This is a genomic window from Runella sp. (genome assembly GCF_027484545.1).
Taxonomy (GTDB): domain Bacteria; phylum Bacteroidota; class Bacteroidia; order Cytophagales; family Spirosomataceae; genus Runella.
In genome coordinates this window covers 14,177-34,653 of the sequence record NZ_JAIXST010000329.1, presented here as the reverse complement: position 1 = coordinate 34,653, position 20,477 = coordinate 14,177, and the positions used below count along the sequence as shown (strand labels likewise).

The following is a 20,477-nucleotide window of genomic DNA, read 5'->3' as shown; positions in this document are numbered from 1 at the left end:
AAAACAGTTTCGCCTATATCAGTTGTGATTTCAATTTTTACTTTTGCCATAATTGTGATTTTGAAAACAAAAATAACAGGACAAAAGGGTTAACACACAAAATATTACAGCGGGAAATAATTTGGATCTACAGCGAGTTTTTCGGTTATCCATTTTTCGTTGTTCTTAAAAACGTGGTCAATTTTACTCATGTCGATAGAGAGTTATGATAGAATGGTTGTTATTTTCTGAGCAAAATAACAAAAAACCGCTTCATATCAATCGTTCCTTCGGCGCCTTTTCAATCGCCTCGGCTTTGGAGTGGACTTCCAGTTTCCAGTAGATGTTCTTGATGTGGGTGCGGATGGTTTCTTTATCTACAAACAACTCATCGGCAATAAGTGGTATAGCTTTCCCCCTGTGAAATACGCTCCAATACCTCCGTTTCGCGGGCCGTGAGGGGTGAATGGTGGTTTTTTGAAACGAAGCCACCACCATGCGGGCAATGTTGGTACTCATCGGTGCGCCGCCTTGGCATATCTCCCGGATAGCTTCAATGAGCCGGCTGGGCGGCATATTTTTGGTAAGGTAGCCTCCCGCTCCAGCGCACAATGCTCTGAATACCAGTTCATCACTTTCATAAACCGTTACTACGATGAGTTGGGTTTGAGGGCGTAATTTTTTGGTACGTTCAATCCCTTCCACGCCTCCCATGCGCGGGAGTTCAAGATCCATCAGTACCACATCGGGGCGGTTGGTGGCGAGGTTGCGCAGGTATTCTTCGCAGTTGGAATAGGTGTTGACTACCCGAAAATCCTCGGTGTTGTTTAGCAGATCGGCAAACGCTTCGCGGATGAGGTGGTCGTCTTCGACGAGGCAGAGGCGGGTTAGCATTTTTGGAATATTCGCCGAAAAGTACCGCTGCTGAATTGATAACAGTTTAAGCCATTGGTGGTTCCTACCCACAGTCGTTGTTGGGAATCTTCGTAAAGAGCCGTGATATAATCCTCTGACAATGATGTAGAATCGAAGGGGATTTGACGATACACCTGCATCCGCTGACCGTCGTAACAATTGAGTCCATCCTGGGTGCCAAACCACATCAGTCCACGGTGGTCTTGCAGGATAGAACCTATACAGTTTTGACTGAGGCCTTCGCCGGGGCCGATGTGGTTCCAAAAGTCAAAGCCAATCGGCGATGCTTTCACACCGGACCAACAGATCCACCACAACCCGATTAAAAGCCACTCTTTCATATCCCTACAAAGGTATTCTCAATTACTTCATTTTTCCTTCCCCCACTTTGGGGGAATTGAGGGGTATCAAAGTTAAAGAAATCACTGAAAAGCTTGTTGTTAGAACCGTTTCTTTATGCAACAAACTGTGACTATAAAATCGTAACTTTGCATTTTCAAAAGTATATCGTTAAAACTGAAGGGTGATTCTTTGTTTTGACGAAAGAAACACAAAATACCCATGTTAGAACAGTTAGAAGCCATAAAAGAGCGTTTTGACGAAGTTGCCCAACAAATTGTGCAACCGGAAGCCGTTTCCGACCAAAAACGTTTTTCAAAATTGAGTAAGGAGTATAAGGATTTGGACAAAATAGTCCAAAAATACCAAGCCTACAAAAAAGTATTGAGTGAAATTGAAGGCGCAAAAGAACTGATTGCGACCGAAAGCGATGAAGAAATGCGGGACATGGCCAAAGCCGAACTCATTGAACTTCAGCCGCAAGCCGATGAGTTGGATGCTGCCCTCAAAGAAATGTTAATTCCGAAAGACCCCAACGATAGCCACAACGTGATTCTCGAAATCAGAGGCGGTACGGGTGGTGACGAAGCCTCCATTTTTGCGGGAGATTTGTTTCGGATGTATCAACGATTCTGCGACAATATGGGCTGGCGCATGGAAATCATGGACTATACCGAAGGCAGTACGGGAGGATACAAAGAAATCATTGCGAGCGTGATAGGCGAAGATGTCTATGGCAAGCTCAAATTTGAATCAGGTGTGCATCGAGTACAGCGCGTACCCGTAACCGAGTCGCAGGGACGCGTACATACCTCCGCAGCTACCGTAGCCGTTATGCCGGAAGTAGAGGACGTAGAACAGGTGGAAATCAACCCGGCCGACATCGAAATCATTACGTCGCGTTCGGGAGGTGCCGGTGGACAAAACGTCAACAAAGTAGAAACCAAAGTACAATTGACCCACAAACCGACCGGTATTGTGGTGGTATGCCAGGTAGAGCGCAGTCAACACGGAAACCGTGAACGCGCCATGAATACCTTACGCTCAAAACTCTACGAAATGGAGTTAAAAAAGCAAAACGACGCCGTATCCTCACAACGTAAAAGTTTGGTAGGCAGCGGTGACCGTTCGGACAAAATTCGTACTTACAACTATTCCCAAAGCCGCGTAACCGACCACAGAATCGGTTATACAGTTTATAACCTGCCTACTGTAATGGATGGCGATATCGGTGATTTTATTGAGCAACTTCGAATTGCCGAAAATGCTGAGCGAATGAAAGAAGGAATGCCTGCATAAAAGTCGGATTTTTTAGATTTTAAGTGGATTTTGCTTAGATTTCGTTGTTTTTAATACAACCCATTCTATACCACTTAAAATCTATTCCTATGGAGAAACAAATACCCGCGGCGGCAGACCGCAAAAAATACACAAACGGGGAAGTGACGGTCGTATGGCAACCTCATATATGTATTCACTCTGCTGTTTGTTTTAAAGGATTACCCACAGTTTTTGACCCAAGAAAACGCCCTTGGGTAACTCCAGAAGGTAGTACAACCGAAATCATCGTTAAACAGGTAAAAAAATGTCCGTCGGGAGCTCTTTCTTATTTCAGGAACGACGAAATTGAAGGAAATGTAGAAGTAGAAGGCGAAACCGTCGTAGAAATTTTGACCAAAGGCCCTTTGTTGGTTTACGGTAATTTGACCGTCAAAGATGCTGCCGGCAATGCTGCAAAAAAATCAAAAGTGACGGCTTTCTGTCGTTGCGGTCATTCGGGAAACAAACCCTATTGTGACGGCTCCCACGTCACTGTAAAATTTGAAGGATAAACCATAGTACATCCTACCCCGTCATACGTAGTATGTAATGGGTGTTTTGTAAAAATCACCCCCTATAACCCAATATTTACTATCTACTGCTTTCCTCTTAACCTATGAGTCACCCTTCTACCGACACCCACTCGCGCCGGCTGCTGTCTTTGGATGCCCTGCGCGGTTTTGATATGTTTTGGATTACCGGCGGCGAAGATATTTTCCATCTTCTGGCCGAAGCAACGGGCTGGTCAGGTGCCATTCTCATGGCTCACCAACTCTCCCACCCGGACTGGAACGGTTTCAGAGCTTATGACCTTATTTTCCCCCTTTTTCTTTTTTTATCCGGTGTATCTGCTCCGTTTTCTCTGGGAGTTCGCCTCGAACGCGGCGATGACCGCAGAAAAATGCTGCGTAAGGTTATTCAACGCGGCTTAACATTGGTTCTTTTGGGCATTATTTACAACAATGGTCTCCAAATCAAGCCCTTGGATGAAATGCGTTTCCCGAGCGTGTTGGGGCGCATTGGTTTAGCCGGGATGTTTGCCCAAATCATTTATCTCTATACCAACACCAAAACACAGTATGTTTGGTTTGTTGGTTTGCTGTTGGGCTATTGGGCGTTTGTGATGCTCGTCCCGGTACCGGGTTGCGGAGCAGGTCAGATGACAATGGAGTGTAACCCGGTCAGCTATTTCGACCGTTTGATATTACCCGGACACTTACACAAAGACATTCATGACCCCGAAGGTCTCATTTCTACTGTACCGGCCATTGCCACGGGGCTATTGGGAATTTTTGCAGGAAATCTTCTTAAATCTGACGAGCGCTCTACTTCTCGTTCCCAAAAAGTACTGATTCTGTTTGTGGCAGGAGTTCTTTTTCTCGTATTGGGCAAACTCTGGGACTACGTATTTCCCATTAATAAAAACCTCTGGACGAGCTCATTTGTGTTAACCGTAGGCGGCTGGAGTTTGATTTTACTATCGGTATTTTATTGGGTCATTGACGTACAAAACTGGAATCGCTGGGCGTGGGTGTTGGCCGTGATTGGCATGAATTCCATTTTGATTTACATGGCGCAGCATTTTATTGCTTTTGATCATACGTCCGAACGGCTATTCAGAGGTATTGTCAAGTATTTCTCAGAGCCTTACCAAAAAGTCTTTTACGCCATTGGCTACGTCATTGTCGAATGGCTCTTTTTGTATTTCCTGTATAAGAAGAAAGTGTTTTTGAAGGTATAATTTTACGGTGTCTCAACATAAAAAAGCGGTCAGATTTCAAGCCTGACCGCTTTTTTATGTTGAAATGAATTTGTGCGAACGTAAATGTGTATTAGAAAAAAATTCGTAACTCGACATTCGTTCATTCGTCATTCGTTTTATAGAAACTGATAAGCCCACCAAATCAAGGCCAATTGAAGCGGTAAACGGAGAATAAGAAGCAGTTTGGGGATTCTGCTAAATCTGCCCGACGTGAACATATATACATTGGCAGGGAAAATGGCAATAAAGAGCAAAATAGTGCCCCAAGCCGACCATGAACGTGTTTGAACAAAGAGTAATCCTGCTCCAAAAACAATTTCAAACACCCCCGAAATAAAAATACTGAACTGCGGAGCAGGAATCCGCGGCGGCATCATTCGTTTATACAATTTCGGCTTTACTAAATGAAGAATCCCTGCTGCAATAAGCAAACCCGCCAAAAAGTATATACTCATTTTTGTTCTTCTTTCTCCCGGTTCGCCAATTGCCCGCAGGCGGCGTCTATGTCTTTTCCCCGACTGCGACGTACGTTTACAATCACGCCTTTATCTTCCAAAAACTTCGCAAACTGAGCCAGTTTATCCACGCCTGCATTTTTAAAATCAGCTTCGGCAATGGGGTTGTATTCAATGATGTTGACTTTGGCAGGCACTTTTTTGGTAAACTCCCACAATTCTTTGGCGTCTTGCAGGGTATCGTTGAAGTTATTAAAAACGATGTATTCAAACGTGATTCTATTTTGGGTTTTGCGGTAAAAATACTGCAATGCCTCGGCCAAATTCTTCAATGAATTTGATTCATTGATGGGCATGATTTGATTCCGCTTTTGGTCATTGGCCGCGTGCAACGAAAGCGCCAAATTGAATTTCACGCCATCATCGCCCAATTTCATAATCATCTTAGCAATGCCAGCCGTCGAAACTGTAATGCGCTTAGGCGACATTCCCAATCCTTCGGGAGACGTAATTTTTTCCACCGATTCAAGGACATTGGCGTAGTTGAGCAGCGGTTCACCCATGCCCATGTACACAATATTGGTCAGCGGTAAATTGAAATTTTCTTTTGCCTGACGATCTATGGCAACCACTTGGTCGTACATTTCTGCCGCGTCTAAGTTGCGTTTGCGGTCCATGTAGCCCGTCGCACAAAACTTACACGTAAGTGAACAACCCACCTGACTCGATACGCAAGCCGTCATGCGGTCATCGGCCGGAATGAGTACCCCTTCAATGAGGTGTCCATCGTGCAGTTTAAAAGCCGACTTTACGGTTCCGTCGTTGCTTTTCTGCGATTTGGCATTGGAAATAGCCCGAATTTCAAAGTTTTCGGTCAGTAACTCCCGGGTTTTAAGCGAGAGATTACTCATTTGGTCAAAAGAAGTAGCCGATTTTTTCCAAAGCCATTCAACGATTTGCTTGGCACGGAAGCCTTGTTCACCGTGTTGCGTCAACCAATCTTTCAATTGAGCAACCGTAAGTTTACGAATATCCTGTTTCGGTATGGAAAGTGTTTCTGTCATTTTAAGTACTAAAGCACTGGTTAACGTAACGGTTAACTGGTATCCGTTAATAGTTTGATTAAAACAGTTGTTGGGATGGTTTTCATTAAAAAAATAGTTATCAATGAAAACCTTATCAAGGTTATATATTTTTTACAAAGTTACTGATTTACAGCCTAATCACCCAATCTTCAACACAATCTTCCCAAACTGAGTTCCGCTATCCATACGCCGTAGCGCTGCTTCGGCATCTTCCAACGGAACGATTTCATCAATAACAGGTTGAATTTGTTTTTCTTCGATAAAACGGACCATATCGGCAAATTCAGCTTCCGTTCCCATGGTTGAACCGTAAATATTGAGTTGTTTAAAAAATACTTTTCCGGGAATGATGTCGGTGATGTTGCCTGTTGTTCCTCCAAAGAAACAAATGCTTGCCCCGGCAGTGGCAACGTCAATTAATTTGGCAAAGCCTGGCCCTCCGGCGCTGTCGATGATTACTTCAAAGTATCCACTTCGGTCGCCGCCCGTGGCCGCGATGAGGTTTTTGGCCCAATTAGGATCTTTGTAATTTACCCCTCCTTTGGCCCCTAATTCTACGGCTTTCGCGATTTTTTCGTCCGAACCTGACGTTACCCAAACTTCGGCACCGGCAGCTACCGCAAATTGCAAAACAAGCAAAGCCACCCCGCCACCAATACCTGTCACAAGAACACGGTCTCCTGCTTTCATGGCCGCTCGCGACATCAATGCCCTCCAAGCCGTAACGCCACCGAGCGGAAGTGCCGCCGCCGCTTCAAAACTCAAATGAGACGGTTTTGGCGTAAGGTATTTAGCTTCTACTTTGAGATATTCGGCAAATGTACCGTTGTCGGGCATTCCCAGAATTTTAAAGTTTTTGCTGTAAAAACGGTCGTCGGCACCCCAATTCTGCGAAGGATTTACAATCACTTCTTTTCCTAACCACTCTTCCGAAACACCTTCTCCTACTTCCAAAACAATTCCTGCCCCATCTGACCCCAAAATAACGGGCAGTTTGATACCGGGGTATTTTCCCTGTTGAACAAAAACGTCCCGGTGATTGAGCGCCGCGGCTTTGAGTTGGACAATGACTTCACCCGCACCCGCCTGCGGCGTTTCAACTTCCTGAATTGAAACAGTCTGATTTATTTCTTGGAGTACAACAGCTTTCATTAAAATGTATAATTGAGTGGTTTTGAATTGATGTAACAACACCGATTCCCTTCCGTTTGTTGATGGAAAGAAAAATTTTGTTGTTAAAGTAGGATAGCTTTTACCAAAAACTCCGCGGTGAAGTATAATGCCGCTGGTTGCCGAGCGTCAGACCCAACACGATTTCGTGGGAGCCGCGCGTAGCCGATTGTAGAGAAGAAATGACGTACTCATAGGTATAGCTGACCGTAAATTTTTGAGCGACCCGCACGCCTACCCAGCCCCAAAAAGCGTCTTTTTGACGGTAAGACAGGCCAAACCAAAAGTTATTTTGGTAGCTGAATTTAAGGTTTAGATCCCACGAAAGCGGAGCATTGGTTGCTTTTTTAAAAAGAACAGAAGGTGTAAAATCCCAATCATCGGCAACAATCAACCGATAGCCTGCCGTCAGAAAATAATGCGGAACCACTTTTCCCTGCCAATCGTAATCGCCTTTTCGAAAGTTAAGTTTTGACCCTATTAATTGCTGCACCGAAAACCCTGCAAAAAACTCAGGAGAGTAAATCCAAAGTCCTGCACTCATATCGGGGCGCAACGTATTTACTTTTCCCACTGACACTACCGGGTCCTGAGAATTGGCCAAATGAATACGGTCAAAATCAAGGGTATGTTGGGTAATTCCTCCAGAAATCCCTGCACTTAGCTGCCATAAATCTCCCAAAGGGTAATGATAAGCCCCCGACACACTCATTGAAAATCGGCTCCATGGACCGGTTTGGTCACGAATGAGCGATAACCCTGCCCCCCCGTGGGCATCGGGAAGAGTCGGGCCGGACTCCCGTCCGAAACTGAATCGGGGCGAAGCCGGTTCTACTTCAAAATCAGGATTTCCAACGGGTAAATGCGCCGTCATGTAAAAAGTCCGGGGCGCATCTTCCAAACCTGCCCATTGCTGTCGATAGCCCAAACGCGCATCAGCATAGTTTTCAATACCAGCAAGTGCCGGGTTAATCAAAAAATGATTTTGAAGATATTGTGAATAGTGGGGGAGTTGTTGGCTCAAACATTCAACCACAGAGAAACAGAGAACCACAGAGAGAAATCTTGCAGTTCTATTACATTTTAATTGAATATGATGTAACAAATGTTTCAAAAGGGATTAGATTAAGATAAAACCGTAGTGTTGGTGCTCACAAAAACCGCGCCTAAAATAGCTTTGACAAAGTTTTGAACTTTGTCAAAGCTAAGTCGGCATCAAATCAGTAGCAATTTTGGCTGACAGGATAGCCAAGGGAATTCCTCCTCCGGGATGTACGCTACCGCCCACAAAGTAGAGGTTTTGAAACTCGCGGGAAAAATTGGCGTGACGTAAAAAAGCCGCAAAACGGTTGTTGGAGCTATTTCCGTACAATGCTCCCTGCGAACTTGAAGTTTTGGATTCAATGCTGCGAGGGTCTAAAATCTCCTCACACTCCACTAACTCTTCAATAGCTACACCTAAGTTGTGTGACAATTTTTTAAAAACGGCTTGGCGTGTTTGTTCAATTAACAAATCCCAGTTCTGGCCGTCATTATTGGGTGCATTGACCAGAATGAACCAGTTTTCGCCCCCTTCGGGAGCGTCATCGGCTTTGTGTTTTGAAGTAATATTGAGGTAAATCGTCGGGTCTGAACAAATTGTTTTTTTCTGAAACAAATGCTCAAACTCAACACGGTAATCGTTGGAAAAGAAGATATTATGTAACCCTAATTCCGAAAACCTCTTTTTGATTCCCCAGTAAAAAATCAGCGCTGAACTTGATTTGGGTTGTCGCAAAATTCGTTCAGGTTGTTTGGCATCAGGCAGCAACTTTCGGAACGTATTGACGACGTCCATGTTGGAGACAACAATGTCGAAGAAGTGGGCATTTAGGAGCGAGGAGTCAGATTTTTGTTCAAATTTTAAACCTGCTACCTGATTTCCTGATGTTTCTATTTTGTCAACTTTGGTATTGAAATGGAACTTTACTCCCAAATCTTCGGCCAACTTGACTAAACTTTCCGTGATGTCCACCATGCCTTTTTTGGGAAAGAAGGCGCCGATGTTGTATTCCAAATGCGGAATAATATTCATTGTGGCAGGTGTTTGGTAGGGATCAGAGCCGTTGTAAGTAGCGTACCGATTAAACAATTGCACTACGCGTGGATTTTTGAATCGCCGCTCATTGGCGCGATTCATAGTCGTAAAAGCATCCAAACGGTGCATATTAGCATATCCCTTGAGCGCATCACGGTTAAAATACGTGCTGATTTTGTGCAATGAACGATGCAAAAACAGCTTTTCGGTGACGTCATATTTCACCGCACTGTCGCGTAAATGCGCCAAAACGTGTTCGGCTGGCTCACCTAATTTTTCCTCTATTTCTTTCGCAAAATCCTGTTGATTGGCGTGAGCTGTCAACCGAACTCCATCATCCCAAAAATAGCGGCAGGCTTCTTCCAAACGAATGTATTCAAAATAATTCTGCGGATTTTTGCCCGAAAGTTGAAACAGTTCATCCACCAAATGTGGCATGGTAAACAATGAAGGCCCGGCATCGAAGCGATAACCGTTCAATTCAAAACTCGACAGTTTTCCTCCCGGATAGCTATTGGCTTCAAAAATGTGTACTTCGTATCCTTTATTGGCCAAACGAATTCCGGACGCAATTCCCGCAATTCCCGCTCCGATTACTGCCACTGTTTTCTTCATATTTCTTCACTCATGGTTTGCCGTTGTTTACGGCTCAGAACACTTATTTCATCTCCTATTTTTATCGTTCCCGTTTGATTGGTCATTAGGTTTTGCCCAAAGAAAATCTTGTTGTTCCGTTTACGATACGTTGACAGCGTGCGTATGGGTTCTTTTCCGGCAATCTCGCCTTTTTCAGGGTCGACAGTGGTCAGAATGCAACGGGCGCAGGGCTTTACTCCGTAAAAGGTCAGATTTCCGACGGTGAACTCATACCATTGGTCCTCGTCGTAGGGCAAACCGCCTTCAAAAACCAAATTGGGACGAAACCGTATCATAGAAACCGGTTCGGACAGTCGAGTGTTTAAATCATCCAACGAAGATTGTCCAATCACCAACACCGGATAGCCGTCGGCAAAGCTCACGTTAGCATCAAAGGGTGCGTAGTTGGGATCGGCCAACCTCGGTGACGTATCCGGCAAATACACCAAACGTGCCGAAAAGCCCAATGCTTCGCTCAACCAACGGTTAGACGCATCATTGACAATCACCGATTCAATTTGATCATCCCACAGCGTCACCGTCACTAAATCAAACGTTTCGGGCTGAAAAGGCACGGTTAATATGCCCAAATCTCGCGTGCGATGTCGCAATTGTAACCCATTTTCAGTAATAGAAACTTCTATAAGCGCCATAGTGGGATATTGACGCTGCGTCACAAAACGATTGTTATCATCAACCACCAACCAACGACGGTCGTAGCGTAAACCGCGCTCTTCTACTTCGGCTTGTGACAGGCTGATAGCCCCCAACGATTTGACGGGATAAATAAGAATTTCGGAAATGAGAAGTGGAGTATTCATAACAACAAAGTAACGCTGATTTTCGTATTTTTGAAAAAAATACAACACAGTGATGGTAGTTGCAGAAAAATTATACACAGTCGAAGAATACTTTGATTTCTGCGAAACGCATGAAGGAAGGTATGAATTTATAGACGGAGAAATTATCGAAATGTCAGGAGAATCAACCACAGCCAACGAAATTGCGGGCAATATTCACTTCTTTTTCAGAGTTTTACTGGAAGACAAGCCTTTTAAAATGTATCAAAATGCAGTCAAATTGATGGTGCAGGGAGATAAAAAATACCGCATTCCTGACTTTCAGATTATCCATGAATCCGGCAATAAAGTTAAATATGCAACCGAACCGATTTTGATTGTAGAAGTGCTTTCAGATTCTACCGCCAATGTGGATAGACACATCAAATTGGCCGAATATTCCAACATTACCTCTTTGCAATACTATCTTATCATCGACCAAGACAACTGTTTTGTAGAACTGTTTGTAAGAGACGGAAATCGTTGGTACGTAGAATTTTATACGGAATTGAATGAAAGCGTAAAACTTCCTTTCTTTGAAACACAGCTTCCGCTCACCACCATTTATAAGAAAATCATTCTCGCCAAGTAGTTAATTTCCAATGACCTACAAACACCTATTTTTCGATCTTGACCACACCCTTTGGGATTTTGAACGCAATTCGGCAGAATCGTTAACCGATATTTATCACAACTTTGAACTCATCAACCACGGAGTGATGTCGTTGGGAGATTTTGTTCGGGCCTTTCTTGAAATCAATACGCAGTTATGGAATGACTTCGACCGGGGGCTCATTGCCCACACGTATATTCGCGAACACCGTTTTCGATTGGTTTTCGAAGCGTTGAAGGTAGAAAATGTCGCTTTTGGGAGCGCGTTGGGTGAAGAATATTTAAAACTGCTTCCTCAAAAAGCACATTTGCTGGATGGTGCGGTTGCTTTATTGGAATACTGTGCCAACAAAAATTACCAACTGCACATTGTCACCAACGGCTTTGATTCCATTCAGGCTTCTAAAATGCAGAGTTCGGGGATTCACCATTATTTTCAGCACGTAGTTACCAACGAACGGGCTGGTGCCAAAAAACCGGATGCGCAGATTTTTGCGTATGCTTTGCAAGCTGCCGGTGCTCAACCTCAGGAAAGTTTGATGATTGGTGATAACTGGGAAGCTGATATTATGGGCGCGTTGCGTTTTGGAATAGATGCCGCTTTTTACAACCCCAAGAAAGTGTCATTTGAAACAAAACCGACCTACGATGTACAACATTTAGACGAACTAAAGTCAATTTTGTGATAGGTTGGTAGTGGCAGAAGCGGGTTTGCAAAATTCTCCTACACATTTTTTGCCGCTTTCAATCAGGACGTTTTTCTCGGCCTCTGTCAGCTTTCTTACTTTTCCTCCAATGTTCTGAAAATCAACCGAAATGGTACGTTTTAAATCTTCGGGACGCAGGCTGTAGCGATTGGCCGCTTCTGAAATCAAGTTGTAAAATGCACCCATGTACGTTTTAAAACTTCGGATGGGATACGGAGCCAACCCCATATTCTGCGCATCCGCCTTGATTTGTTCGGCACTTTCTAAACGTAAGCCCAACGTTTCGGCATTAAATATAGAAGCGTCCGGTGCTGTATTAGGTTGTGGAGTACTGAGAAAGCGATTTTTGTCAAAAAGCCCAATGGGATAATTCATCAACAGGCCGCCATCCACCAACACATCGGCGGGTATAGTACGCGGCGGACGGGAATAAAATCGCCCCGTGCTATCCATAAAAACCGCACAATAATACAGCGGAATAGACATGGAAGCCCGTACAGCATCGGCAATGACCAAATCAGGAAATTGCTCGTACGAAAGCACCATAGCCTTTTGTTGGGTCAGGTTGGTAACCGTTACGTACAAATCTTTAAAACAACTGTCTTTCAGCGTCAATGCGTGCAACTGCCCGAATGTCAAGCCGGTAGAGCCCGTTTTTCGCTCAATTTTTTCGGCTATCCATTTTCGAAAAACATCACCGCGATACCAACCAAAACGTTCAATGAGACGTTGGGTACCCCCTACAAAGATGTATTGTCCATCGTTGAAAGACTGTATTTTCATTTCGGAAACCAATTCAGTCAATTCTGCTGCCGAATACCCTACTGACAGCAGAGAAGCCTGAATCGCTCCTGCCGAAGTACCGCCAATGCGTCGAATATCTTTTAAAAATCCCCGTTGTTCCAATTCCTGAATCGCGCCGCAATAGGCTATTCCTCGAATACCACCCCCTTCCAAGACGAGATTATGGTATTTTTGTTGGCTGAAAGTAGTCAATGAAGCCGTAAGAAACCCGCAAAAGAGCCAAGATTTGGCAGAATTAGCGAACACTTTTTGAAGCATAAAAACGTTTTTACTTAGAACGATTTGTTCACAAAAAAATTGGAATAAGAATGTCTCAGATTGTACGGGTCAACATACATTTTCTTACTTATCTGCTCTGCCTTTTCAGTGTATTCTTTGTAGTTGACGCATCTGCCCAAACCTTTTCTTTCCGTTGGGACAATTCATCCAAAGTGGTTTCAAACGGTGTTCCATTGAGTAATCCTTGGGCTGGGGGCCTTAACAGCGCTCAGTTTTCCAAAATGCACTTGGACACTGACGGCGTGGAAGATTTGGTCATTTTTGACCGGGGCAATCATCAAATCAGTACTTTTTTAGCCGTAAAAAATGGAAACACAGTTACTTGGAAATACGCTCCCAAGTACGAAATTCTTTTCCCCAACGATTTGCTGTATTGGCTATTGTTGGTTGATTACGACCGCGACGGACGTAAGGACCTCTTTACCAGTACCAACGCAGGTATCCGAGTATTTAAAAACGTAGCCAATGCCAACGGATTTGCCTGGCAATTGATTGCCAATCCGATTCTGACCCAAGGATTTTCTGGCAATATCAACTTATACGTCCCTTCCACCGACCTGCCCGCCATTACCGACATTGACGACGACGGTGATATTGATATTTTAACGTTTGATTTTACGGGCGCTTCGGTCGAATTACACCAGAATTTCAGCAAGGAACAAAACAGCAGCCAACCTTTTGTTTTTCGTAAAATGACCACCAATTGGGGACGCTTTGCGGCCACTTCGTTTTGCGACAAATATGACCTGAATTTACAACCTGCCGATGCTCCTGCTCAATTTTTGGAGCCGTTGCGAACCAGCCCATCCACGCTGCGCGAAGCGATGGCACCTTTATCCTATGCCCGAGTGCAACACCAAGGCAATACAATGTGGGTGGGAGATATTGACGGAGATGGGTTAAAGGATTTTTTACACGGACACATCGCCTGCGATAACGTAACCAAACTTAAAAATACAGGCGGCAATGGCATGAAAGCACTGATTAGCAGCATAGAATCTGCTTTCCCCACCCAAACCCCTATCAATTTTCCTATTTTTCCTTCTGCGTACGTGGAAGATTTGGACGGAGACGGAATTCGGGATTTGGTAGCTTCGCCAAGCAGTACCGATATTGCCAGCAATGCGCTCATCAATTTACGACAGTCCAATTGGTTTTATCGCAACGAAGGCACGGATGTACAGCCCAAATTTGTGTACCGTCAATCTGATTTTTTGCAGGAGGGGATGATTGATTTGGGAGAAAATGCGACCCCGGCCTTAATGGATGCAGATGGTGATGGCGATTTGGATTTGTTTGTGGGATACGGAGGTACTCGTACTTCAAAGGGCTACCGAGCAAGCATCTATTTTTACCGAAATACAGGAAGCTCTACTCAAGCTCAGTTTGAACTCGTCACTACCGATTATTTGAATCTTGGCAACCGATTATTAAATACAGAAAATTTGTTGTTGGTCAATACAAAACCTTTTTTTGCAGACCTAAACGGTGACGGAACTACTGATTTTGGATTTTGGGCAAGCACTTTTAAGGGCATGGACATTCGATATGTACCCAATACCGCTCCGCGTGGACGGGCAATGCAGATGGACACAACTCGCCTTACCAAACTTGTCAATCCTCAAAATTTGGCCAATGGCGAAAACCTACTGTATTATGACATTGACCAAGATGGAAAATTGGACGTATTGGTAAGTAAAAACTCCGGCAACGTAGAGTATCACCATAACACAGGCACTACCCTGAATCCAAAATACGAACTCAAAAGTGAAATTTTCGGGGGATTAGACGTTGATTTCGAGAAACGCTCCCAAGGCATGGTCGCAGCCGACCTCAATGGCGACCGTCAGCCTGAATTGATTATGGCAGATTTATCGGGAAAAGTGCGGGTATATCAAAATTTTACTAAGCCTGATGCTATTCTAAAAAGTGACAGCAGTTTGATTTTCAACGAGTATTCAGGTAAGCCTGAATTTACAAAAATAGGAATGGGTTTATTCCCAGCCGTAGGGGATTTGGACGGAGATCAACTGCCCGAACTGCTCATTGGAAGTAATACGGGGGGAATCAAATTTTTAAAGAATACTTCTACCAAAGTCACTATTCCGACCGAAAACCTGCAGTTTATTGTTTTCCCCAATCCTACCTCCAATTTTTTATACGTGCAGGTGCCCACAACCGGGCAATTGGATCTGTATTCAATCACAGGTCAATTTATTCAAAGTCAATCGGTTACTCAAATCGTTACAGAATCTGCGTTCGATGTGAGTAATTTAGCCACCGGCGTTTACGTGGTTCGTTTTATCACGACTGACGGTTCCAAAGCGACGCAAAAAGTAGTAGTAACCCGCTAAAACAGCAATAGCATACACCCAATATTCCCAACTTTCTCTTAACGTCCAACATTCAACGCACCAACGCTGCGTAGCTTGCGGATATAATCCCAGATCAGGTTCTAATTCATTGAGACGCATCAATGGAAGCGAGGTAAACAGGAGGTACCAAACTACCCATTTTGGTTGTTGATTCAATTTCAAAAGTAGAAACGTCAGCACAAAGGGCATTCCGTTGAACAAAATCCGTGTGGTATCCCCACCACCAAAAACACTTAGAAGGAGCCAAAGACAGAAGTGAGGAGTCAGGAGCGGCAGCCGTCGCTGAGAGTAGTGAGAATGGGGTAATAGTGAGGGAGAAGAAGAACGAAGAAGCGCTAACCAAAGCGTTCCGTAAGCCAATAACCAGCTGATGGGAAGGCGTAAAAATAACTCAGGCTGTAGGATGTAGCGTTTAACACCACGAGAAAGACTGATTAGAGAATTATTTCGCCAATCCGAAGTGGAAGCGGGAAAGAAAAACGAAACCAAATAATGTGCTAAAACCGCAATTAAAAATGCCGAGAGCAATGTCAAAAGCGTATCTTTTGTCATGCTGGAAGCATCTTTTTGCGTTTCTCTTGCCACGGTTGGTGTCCGCACAAACCACAAACTCAAAGCTCCCCAAAATGCCGTTACGCCCAGAACCGCAATAAAAGATTCTTTCTGCAAGGTTCCCAAAACAGCCGTCAAAATCCAAAAACACGCTTTAACTAACCTATTCCAATTGAAAATTGGAACGTTATCCCCTTCTCCTACAAGGAGAAGGGTTAGGGATGAGGTTAACCAAAAATACCCGCCTACATCCGCTGTTAAGGGGTCGGGCAGGTACATACGTACCAATCCTTTCCAGTGAAAAAGCGCCCAAAATAGCCCGAGCAAAATCAGAGAAAGACGAATTTGCAGTTTTTGCCAAACGAAAGTCAGAACTCCAACGGTAAGCACAATAAACAGACCATTGAGCCAAACAAAATCCATTTTCAGGTCATTGAAAGGCAGTTGAGCTGCCAACCAAGGCATCAAAATTCGGGTGTTGAAGGGAAAAGATAATTGATAGTCTGTAGCAAAATCGTTGAAATAGTCGTAGGCTTTGGCGTATTTGAGAGCGTCGTAGCGTGAGTCGAGCAGGTGATAGGAATAGGTAGGCTGGAAGTAAGCATAAAGCAGATACACCGCCAAAGCAGTAAGTGAAGCCACTATCCAACCGTACTTTTTCACACCTCTGTTTTTTCGGGAATAGATAAAATACACCCTTTCAAACCATCTTCCAGCGTCTTCCAAGGCAACGGATTTGCCGAAATACACTCTACGCGACTATCGCGCCGATACGCTAAATATTCAATCGAAAATTCTCCGCGCACGGCATTAATCAATACCCAATCTACGCCCGTCCTAAACGCCCCTTTGACCCGTTCTACGTTTTGAAGGGAGGAAATCCACGCTTTTAGTTTGGGTAATTCAAATACCTCATCCGGCGAAAACACCCACCCACAACTGTAACGTCCCAGCCCATGACTCTCCCGCATCAATGGCTTCCCAATTTGTGGAATCGGCAACTCCTCAGTATGATGATGGTGGTGATGTTCGTAGTCGTGCGCCTGAGGATGCAGGGCTTTACGGTTGGGAAAAGGCTCAATATTCAACCAATTCGGGTCAATGTCTCCCTGTTCAACGGCTCCAATCAAAATTTTAGGAGGGAAAAGATCCCTGGCCCATTCCACAAATTCCTGCGTCAGCTTTTCTCCCGCCAAATCTATCTTGTTGGCAATCAGCACATCGGCCAGCGTAATTTGGTCAATAAACGTTTCGTGCTCGCGATAATCTTCATTCTCCCATTGTCGCGGATCCACTAAACAGACCGTAGCCCGCACATCAAGTACATCTTTTAAAAACTTCCCGCGCAACATATCCAAAATGGTTTCAGGATGGCCGATGCCCGTGGGTTCAATCAAAATACGGTGCGGTTTAACCTGACGCAAAACCAACGTTAAGGTCATTTGCATGGGCAAATTGGCCGTACAGCAGATGCAGCCGCCTGCTATTTCTTTGACAATCAAACCGTTTTCATCGGCTCCTGCAAACGCGGTATGATCAATGGATACAGCTCCAAATTCATTGATAATGAGCGCCCAACGTTCATCGGCAGGTTTGCGTTTGAGGATGTTTTGCAGGGTAGTTGTTTTGCCCACACCGAGAAAACCAGTAATAACATTGACAGGAATTTTATTGAGAGCCATTGGAATTTACGATTGCTGATTTGAGATTGTCGATTTTAAACTATAAATCAATTTAAAACCGGATACCAAGTAAACCAATCTTTCAGCTTACTGATTCATTTCTCCTCCAAATTGGGTGAAAGTGAGCCCGTTTTTGTTGATTATGTTTGTGTTTTTACTTTTTACAACATTTCTGCATTACCTTCGTTTTTCTGCAAATTTCACTAAAATGTTCCGTCACCTCTGTTTTTTATTTTTGGTAAGCCTTGCCGCCTCAGTGCAAGCCCAAAACCCCACCACCAAATACGACCCGCACGTATTGTTCAATCCGTTGTTCAACTACCAACCTGCCAATGAGTTTCGGTCAGGAAGCGGTGCTCCGGGACCGCGCTATTGGCAAAACCGTGCCGATTACAAAATCGCTGTTACACTTGATGAAGCCGCTAATTCAATCACTGGTGAAGTCGAAATAACTTATACTAACAACAGCCCAGAAACACTTCCGTTTGTGTGGCTGCAATTGGACCAAAATGCGTTCAACGACAACTCTCGCAGCGGCAAAACTACGCCACTCAGCGGCGGTCGCTACGGCAATTCGGGTTTTGAAGGTGGTTATACCATTAGCGCTGTCACAATTCAACAGGGAAAAGCCAAAACTGTTCCTGCCGAGTTTATCATTGATGACACTCGAATGCAAATCCGGTTGGCCGAGCCGCTCAAAGCAGGGGGTGAAAACTTGAAAATCAAAGTAGCATACACTTTCAAAATCCCCTCTTACGCCTCCGACCGCATGGGTAAGCTTGAAACTCGCAACGGCATCGTGTACGAAATAGCCCAATGGTACCCTCGCATGTGCGTCTTTGACGACATTGAAGGCTGGAACGTACTTCCTTACCTCGGTGCAGGAGAGTTTTATTTGGACTATGGCGACTACGAATACAGCGTTACCGTGCCTTGGAATCATATTGTAGCAGGTTCGGGCGAGTTGATGAACCCGTCAGAAGTACTTACTTCTGACCAATTGAAACGACTGGAAGAAGCCCGTAAGAGCGACAAAACGGTCATGATTCGTTCGGAAAAAGAAGTGAAGGACAAAAGCTCACGTCCAAAGCAGGATGGTATGTTAACATGGAAATTTCGTTGTCAAAATGCCCGCGATGTGGCATGGGCTACCTCACCCGCTTTTGTATGGGATGCCGCCAAAATGAACTTACCAAGTGGCAAACCTACTTTGGCACAGTCGGTATATCCTGCCGAAAATGGCGGCAATGACAGTTGGGGACGCTCTACCGAATACGTGAAAGGCTGTTTGGAGTTCTATTCTAAATATTTGCTCGAATTCCCGTATCCCGTCGCTACCAATGTAGCAGGAATTGTAGGCGGGATGGAATATCCAGGCATTGTATTTTGCGCTCATAACGACAAAAAAGACGCACTTTGGGGGGTAACTGACCACGAATTTGGGCATACGTGGTTTCCGATGATTGTGGGAAATAACGAACGTAAATTTGCGTGGATGGACGAAGGTTTCAATACCTTTATCAATATGCTTTCTACCGAAGCTTTCAACGACGGAGAATACAACCGCGATCGTTTGGATGACATTCAAAACATTGCCCCTACTCTTTTCCGTGAAGGTGCCGACCCCATTTTAACGATCCCGGACGTAATCAAAGTCACTAATCTGGGCTGGGATGCCTATTACAAACCCGCTATCGGTCTCAAACTACTTCGCGAAGTAGTAGTTGGTCGCGACCGTTTTGACTATGCGTTCAAACAATACGCCAAGCGTTGGGCCTACAAACACCCTACTCCTTACGACTTTTTCAGGAGCATGGAAGACGGCTCCGGAGAAGATTTAGGCTGGTTTTGGAAAGGCTGGTTTTATGAAAACTACAAGCTTGACCAATCCGTAAAAGAGGTTCAATATGTGGAGCAAAATCCAACGAAGGGAGCCATTATTACGATTGAAAACTTAGACCAATGGGCGATGCCGGCCGTGGTTGAACTCGAAGAAGCAGGTGGCAAAAAAACGCGGGTTCAACTTCCCGTTGAAGTTTGGCAGCGTAGCGGTACATGGACTTTCAAATCTACGACCAAGACCCCACTCAAATCCGTTACCATCGATCCAGATTCTCAAACTCCCGATATCAATCCCCGCAACAACACCTGGCGGCCGGCCCGATTTATTTCACCTGACGAAAATTAACAATCCTTAAACTCATATAAAGCCGAGGCACTACGCAGTGTCTCGGCTATTTTTTTGCGTAACTTTCAAAGAAGGACTCATTTCAATGCAACAAAAAGAGAAAAATGTATATTTGAAGAAAAAAGAGGGAATTATGGAAAAGTTACAGGAACGTATTAGTATTAATCCTGAAATTCGTTTTGGCAAACCTTGTATCAAAGGTACAAGAATTGCAGTATGGGATATCTTAGGCTGGCTGGCAAGCGATATGAGCTTTGAAGAAATCATTGAAGACTTTCCGCATCTTACCCGCCAAGACATTTTGGCGGCTTTGGCGTTTGCCGCCAATCGGGAAGAAAATACTAAAATTCTCATTACAGCCGCATGAAGTTCCTTTTTGACGAGAATATTTCATATCGAATTGTTAAGAAATTAGCTGAAATAATTCCTGATTGCCTGCATGTGAGCCGAACCAGTTTAGAAATACCTCCATCCGACGCAAACATCTGGAAATATGCGAAGGAAAACGGTTTTGTTATCGTAACTTTTGATGAAGATTTTGAAGATTTGTCTAACCTCTATGGATTTCCGCCAAAAGTAATTGTCTTACGTTTGGGCAACTCTTCTACCCAATCAATTACCGATGCAATCCTGTTAAAAATGTTTGATATTGAGCAGTTTTATGTTTCCGATAGTTATGGCCTTTTAGAAATATTTTAGCT

20 protein-coding genes are annotated in these 20,477 nt (G+C 44.3%); 9 read left to right on the top strand and 11 right to left on the bottom strand.

From position 1 onward, the window contains the following. Positions 1 to 252: 252 nt before the first annotated feature. Together Q0081_RS29555 and Q0081_RS29550 are read right to left on the bottom strand one after the other, a co-directional pair. Positions 253 to 873, bottom strand: a complete 621-nt coding sequence (locus tag Q0081_RS29555) for a response regulator transcription factor (RefSeq protein WP_298362045.1) — start codon at positions 871 to 873, stop codon at positions 253 to 255. Then, positions 867 to 1,235 (bottom strand): two-component regulator propeller domain-containing protein, encoded by a 369-nt coding sequence (locus Q0081_RS29550; protein ID WP_298362042.1) that lies wholly within the window; start codon positions 1,233 to 1,235, stop codon positions 867 to 869. The genes Q0081_RS29555 and Q0081_RS29550 overlap by 7 nt, the downstream gene beginning before the upstream one ends. Positions 1,236 to 1,455: 220 nt before the next feature. On the opposite strand from Q0081_RS29550, the gene prfA reads away from it, so the two are divergent. The 3 genes from prfA (at position 1,456) to Q0081_RS29535 (ending at position 4,294) form a co-directional block, all read left to right on the top strand. Then, complete coding sequence (prfA, locus tag Q0081_RS29545) at positions 1,456 to 2,532, top strand: peptide chain release factor 1 (RefSeq protein WP_298362040.1); 1,077 nt, start codon at positions 1,456 to 1,458, stop codon at positions 2,530 to 2,532. Positions 2,533 to 2,621: 89 nt separating this feature from the next. Further along, positions 2,622 to 3,065: a (4Fe-4S)-binding protein gene (locus Q0081_RS29540; RefSeq protein ID WP_298362037.1), complete on the top strand. Its 444-nt coding sequence runs from the start codon at positions 2,622 to 2,624 to the stop codon at positions 3,063 to 3,065. A gap of 104 nt (positions 3,066 to 3,169) precedes the next feature. After that, entirely contained in the window at positions 3,170 to 4,294 is a 1,125-nt protein-coding gene (locus Q0081_RS29535) for an acyltransferase family protein (protein WP_298362033.1), read from the top strand. Between the two features lie 137 nt (positions 4,295 to 4,431). On the opposite strand, the gene Q0081_RS29530 is transcribed toward Q0081_RS29535, so the two are convergent. From Q0081_RS29530 to Q0081_RS29505, 6 genes are all read right to left on the bottom strand, one after another. After that, entirely contained in the window at positions 4,432 to 4,770 is a 339-nt protein-coding gene (locus Q0081_RS29530; protein WP_298362030.1) for a DoxX family protein, read from the bottom strand. Next, a complete protein-coding gene (gene rlmN / locus Q0081_RS29525) occupies positions 4,767 to 5,834 on the bottom strand; it encodes a 23S rRNA (adenine(2503)-C(2))-methyltransferase RlmN (RefSeq protein WP_298362026.1) in 1,068 nt (355 codons plus the stop codon). Before rlmN ends, Q0081_RS29530 begins: the two co-directional genes overlap by 4 nt. Positions 5,835 to 5,993: 159 nt before the next feature. Then, the gene (locus Q0081_RS29520) at positions 5,994 to 7,007 is read right to left on the bottom strand and encodes a zinc-binding dehydrogenase (protein ID WP_298362023.1); all 1,014 of its coding nucleotides are present in this window, start codon (positions 7,005 to 7,007) and stop codon (positions 5,994 to 5,996) included. Positions 7,008 to 7,107: 100 nt separating this feature from the next. Then, a complete protein-coding gene (locus tag Q0081_RS29515; protein ID WP_298362020.1) occupies positions 7,108 to 8,079 on the bottom strand; it encodes a type IX secretion system membrane protein PorP/SprF in 972 nt (323 codons plus the stop codon). Positions 8,080 to 8,229: 150 nt separating this feature from the next. Further along, the gene (gene crtD / locus Q0081_RS29510; protein ID WP_298362017.1) at positions 8,230 to 9,717 is read right to left on the bottom strand and encodes a 1-hydroxycarotenoid 3,4-desaturase CrtD; all 1,488 of its coding nucleotides are present in this window, start codon (positions 9,715 to 9,717) and stop codon (positions 8,230 to 8,232) included. Then, positions 9,714 to 10,559 carry an MOSC domain-containing protein gene (locus Q0081_RS29505; protein WP_298362014.1) on the bottom strand — a complete coding sequence of 282 codons (846 nt, stop codon included), beginning with the start codon at positions 10,557 to 10,559 and terminating at the stop codon, positions 9,714 to 9,716. The genes crtD and Q0081_RS29505 overlap by 4 nt, the downstream gene beginning before the upstream one ends. A gap of 52 nt (positions 10,560 to 10,611) precedes the next feature. Between Q0081_RS29505 and Q0081_RS29500 the strand changes: the two genes are divergently transcribed. Continuing rightward, a complete protein-coding gene (locus tag Q0081_RS29500; RefSeq protein WP_298362011.1) occupies positions 10,612 to 11,169 on the top strand; it encodes a Uma2 family endonuclease in 558 nt (185 codons plus the stop codon). A gap of 10 nt (positions 11,170 to 11,179) precedes the next feature. Beyond that, positions 11,180 to 11,875, top strand: coding sequence for a YjjG family noncanonical pyrimidine nucleotidase (locus tag Q0081_RS29495; RefSeq protein WP_298362008.1), 696 nt, complete (start codon positions 11,180 to 11,182; stop codon positions 11,873 to 11,875). Here the strand turns inward: Q0081_RS29495 and Q0081_RS29490 are convergent. Then, positions 11,864 to 12,958, bottom strand: a complete 1,095-nt coding sequence (locus Q0081_RS29490; RefSeq protein ID WP_298362005.1) for a patatin-like phospholipase family protein — start codon at positions 12,956 to 12,958, stop codon at positions 11,864 to 11,866. The two genes, Q0081_RS29495 and Q0081_RS29490, sit on opposite strands and share 12 nt — an antisense overlap. A gap of 50 nt (positions 12,959 to 13,008) precedes the next feature. On the opposite strand from Q0081_RS29490, the gene Q0081_RS29485 reads away from it, so the two are divergent. After that, positions 13,009 to 15,333 (top strand): T9SS type A sorting domain-containing protein, encoded by a 2,325-nt coding sequence (locus Q0081_RS29485; RefSeq protein ID WP_298362002.1) that lies wholly within the window; start codon positions 13,009 to 13,011, stop codon positions 15,331 to 15,333. Here the strand turns inward: Q0081_RS29485 and Q0081_RS29480 are convergent. After that, positions 15,253 to 16,569, bottom strand: coding sequence for a hypothetical protein (locus tag Q0081_RS29480; RefSeq protein WP_298362000.1), 1,317 nt, complete (start codon positions 16,567 to 16,569; stop codon positions 15,253 to 15,255). The genes Q0081_RS29485 and Q0081_RS29480 overlap by 81 nt on opposite strands. Then, complete coding sequence (locus tag Q0081_RS29475) at positions 16,566 to 17,588, bottom strand: GTP-binding protein (protein ID WP_298361997.1); 1,023 nt, start codon at positions 17,586 to 17,588, stop codon at positions 16,566 to 16,568. The genes Q0081_RS29480 and Q0081_RS29475 overlap by 4 nt, the downstream gene beginning before the upstream one ends. A 208-nt stretch (positions 17,589 to 17,796) precedes the next feature. Between Q0081_RS29475 and Q0081_RS29470 the strand changes: the two genes are divergently transcribed. From Q0081_RS29470 to Q0081_RS29460, 3 genes are all read left to right on the top strand, one after another. Continuing rightward, on the top strand, positions 17,797 to 19,776 hold the full coding sequence (locus Q0081_RS29470; protein WP_298361994.1) for a M1 family metallopeptidase: 1,980 nt from the start codon (positions 17,797 to 17,799) through the stop codon (positions 19,774 to 19,776). 133 nt (positions 19,777 to 19,909) lie between these two features. Beyond that, positions 19,910 to 20,143: a DUF433 domain-containing protein gene (locus Q0081_RS29465; RefSeq protein WP_298362048.1), complete on the top strand. Its 234-nt coding sequence runs from the start codon at positions 19,910 to 19,912 to the stop codon at positions 20,141 to 20,143. Continuing rightward, entirely contained in the window at positions 20,140 to 20,475 is a 336-nt protein-coding gene (locus tag Q0081_RS29460) for a DUF5615 family PIN-like protein (RefSeq protein ID WP_298361991.1), read from the top strand. The genes Q0081_RS29465 and Q0081_RS29460 overlap by 4 nt, the downstream gene beginning before the upstream one ends. Positions 20,476 to 20,477 lie beyond the last annotated feature (2 nt).

Bases quoted from the DNA above. Each gene is read 5' to 3' on its own strand.
- Q0081_RS29555 (WP_298362045.1), bottom strand. From the start codon at position 873: ATGCTAACCCGCCTCTGCCTCGTCGAAGACGACCACCTCATCCGCGAA.
- Q0081_RS29550 (WP_298362042.1), bottom strand. From the start codon at position 1,235: ATGAAAGAGTGGCTTTTAATCGGGTTGTGGTGGATCTGTTGGTCCGGT.
- prfA (WP_298362040.1), top strand. From the start codon at position 1,456: ATGTTAGAACAGTTAGAAGCCATAAAAGAGCGTTTTGACGAAGTTGCC.
- Q0081_RS29540 (WP_298362037.1), top strand. From the start codon at position 2,622: ATGGAGAAACAAATACCCGCGGCGGCAGACCGCAAAAAATACACAAAC.
- Q0081_RS29535 (WP_298362033.1), top strand. From the start codon at position 3,170: ATGAGTCACCCTTCTACCGACACCCACTCGCGCCGGCTGCTGTCTTTG.
- Q0081_RS29530 (WP_298362030.1), bottom strand. From the start codon at position 4,770: ATGAGTATATACTTTTTGGCGGGTTTGCTTATTGCAGCAGGGATTCTT.
- rlmN (WP_298362026.1), bottom strand. From the start codon at position 5,834: ATGACAGAAACACTTTCCATACCGAAACAGGATATTCGTAAACTTACG.
- Q0081_RS29520 (WP_298362023.1), bottom strand. From the start codon at position 7,007: ATGAAAGCTGTTGTACTCCAAGAAATAAATCAGACTGTTTCAATTCAG.
- crtD (WP_298362017.1), bottom strand. From the start codon at position 9,717: ATGAAGAAAACAGTGGCAGTAATCGGAGCGGGAATTGCGGGAATTGCG.
- Q0081_RS29505 (WP_298362014.1), bottom strand. From the start codon at position 10,559: ATGAATACTCCACTTCTCATTTCCGAAATTCTTATTTATCCCGTCAAA.
- Q0081_RS29500 (WP_298362011.1), top strand. From the start codon at position 10,612: ATGGTAGTTGCAGAAAAATTATACACAGTCGAAGAATACTTTGATTTC.
- Q0081_RS29495 (WP_298362008.1), top strand. From the start codon at position 11,180: ATGACCTACAAACACCTATTTTTCGATCTTGACCACACCCTTTGGGAT.
- Q0081_RS29490 (WP_298362005.1), bottom strand. From the start codon at position 12,958: ATGCTTCAAAAAGTGTTCGCTAATTCTGCCAAATCTTGGCTCTTTTGC.
- Q0081_RS29485 (WP_298362002.1), top strand. From the start codon at position 13,009: ATGTCTCAGATTGTACGGGTCAACATACATTTTCTTACTTATCTGCTC.
- Q0081_RS29475 (WP_298361997.1), bottom strand. From the start codon at position 17,588: ATGGCTCTCAATAAAATTCCTGTCAATGTTATTACTGGTTTTCTCGGT.
- Q0081_RS29470 (WP_298361994.1), top strand. From the start codon at position 17,797: ATGTTCCGTCACCTCTGTTTTTTATTTTTGGTAAGCCTTGCCGCCTCA.
- Q0081_RS29465 (WP_298362048.1), top strand. From the start codon at position 19,910: ATGGAAAAGTTACAGGAACGTATTAGTATTAATCCTGAAATTCGTTTT.
- Q0081_RS29460 (WP_298361991.1), top strand. From the start codon at position 20,140: ATGAAGTTCCTTTTTGACGAGAATATTTCATATCGAATTGTTAAGAAA.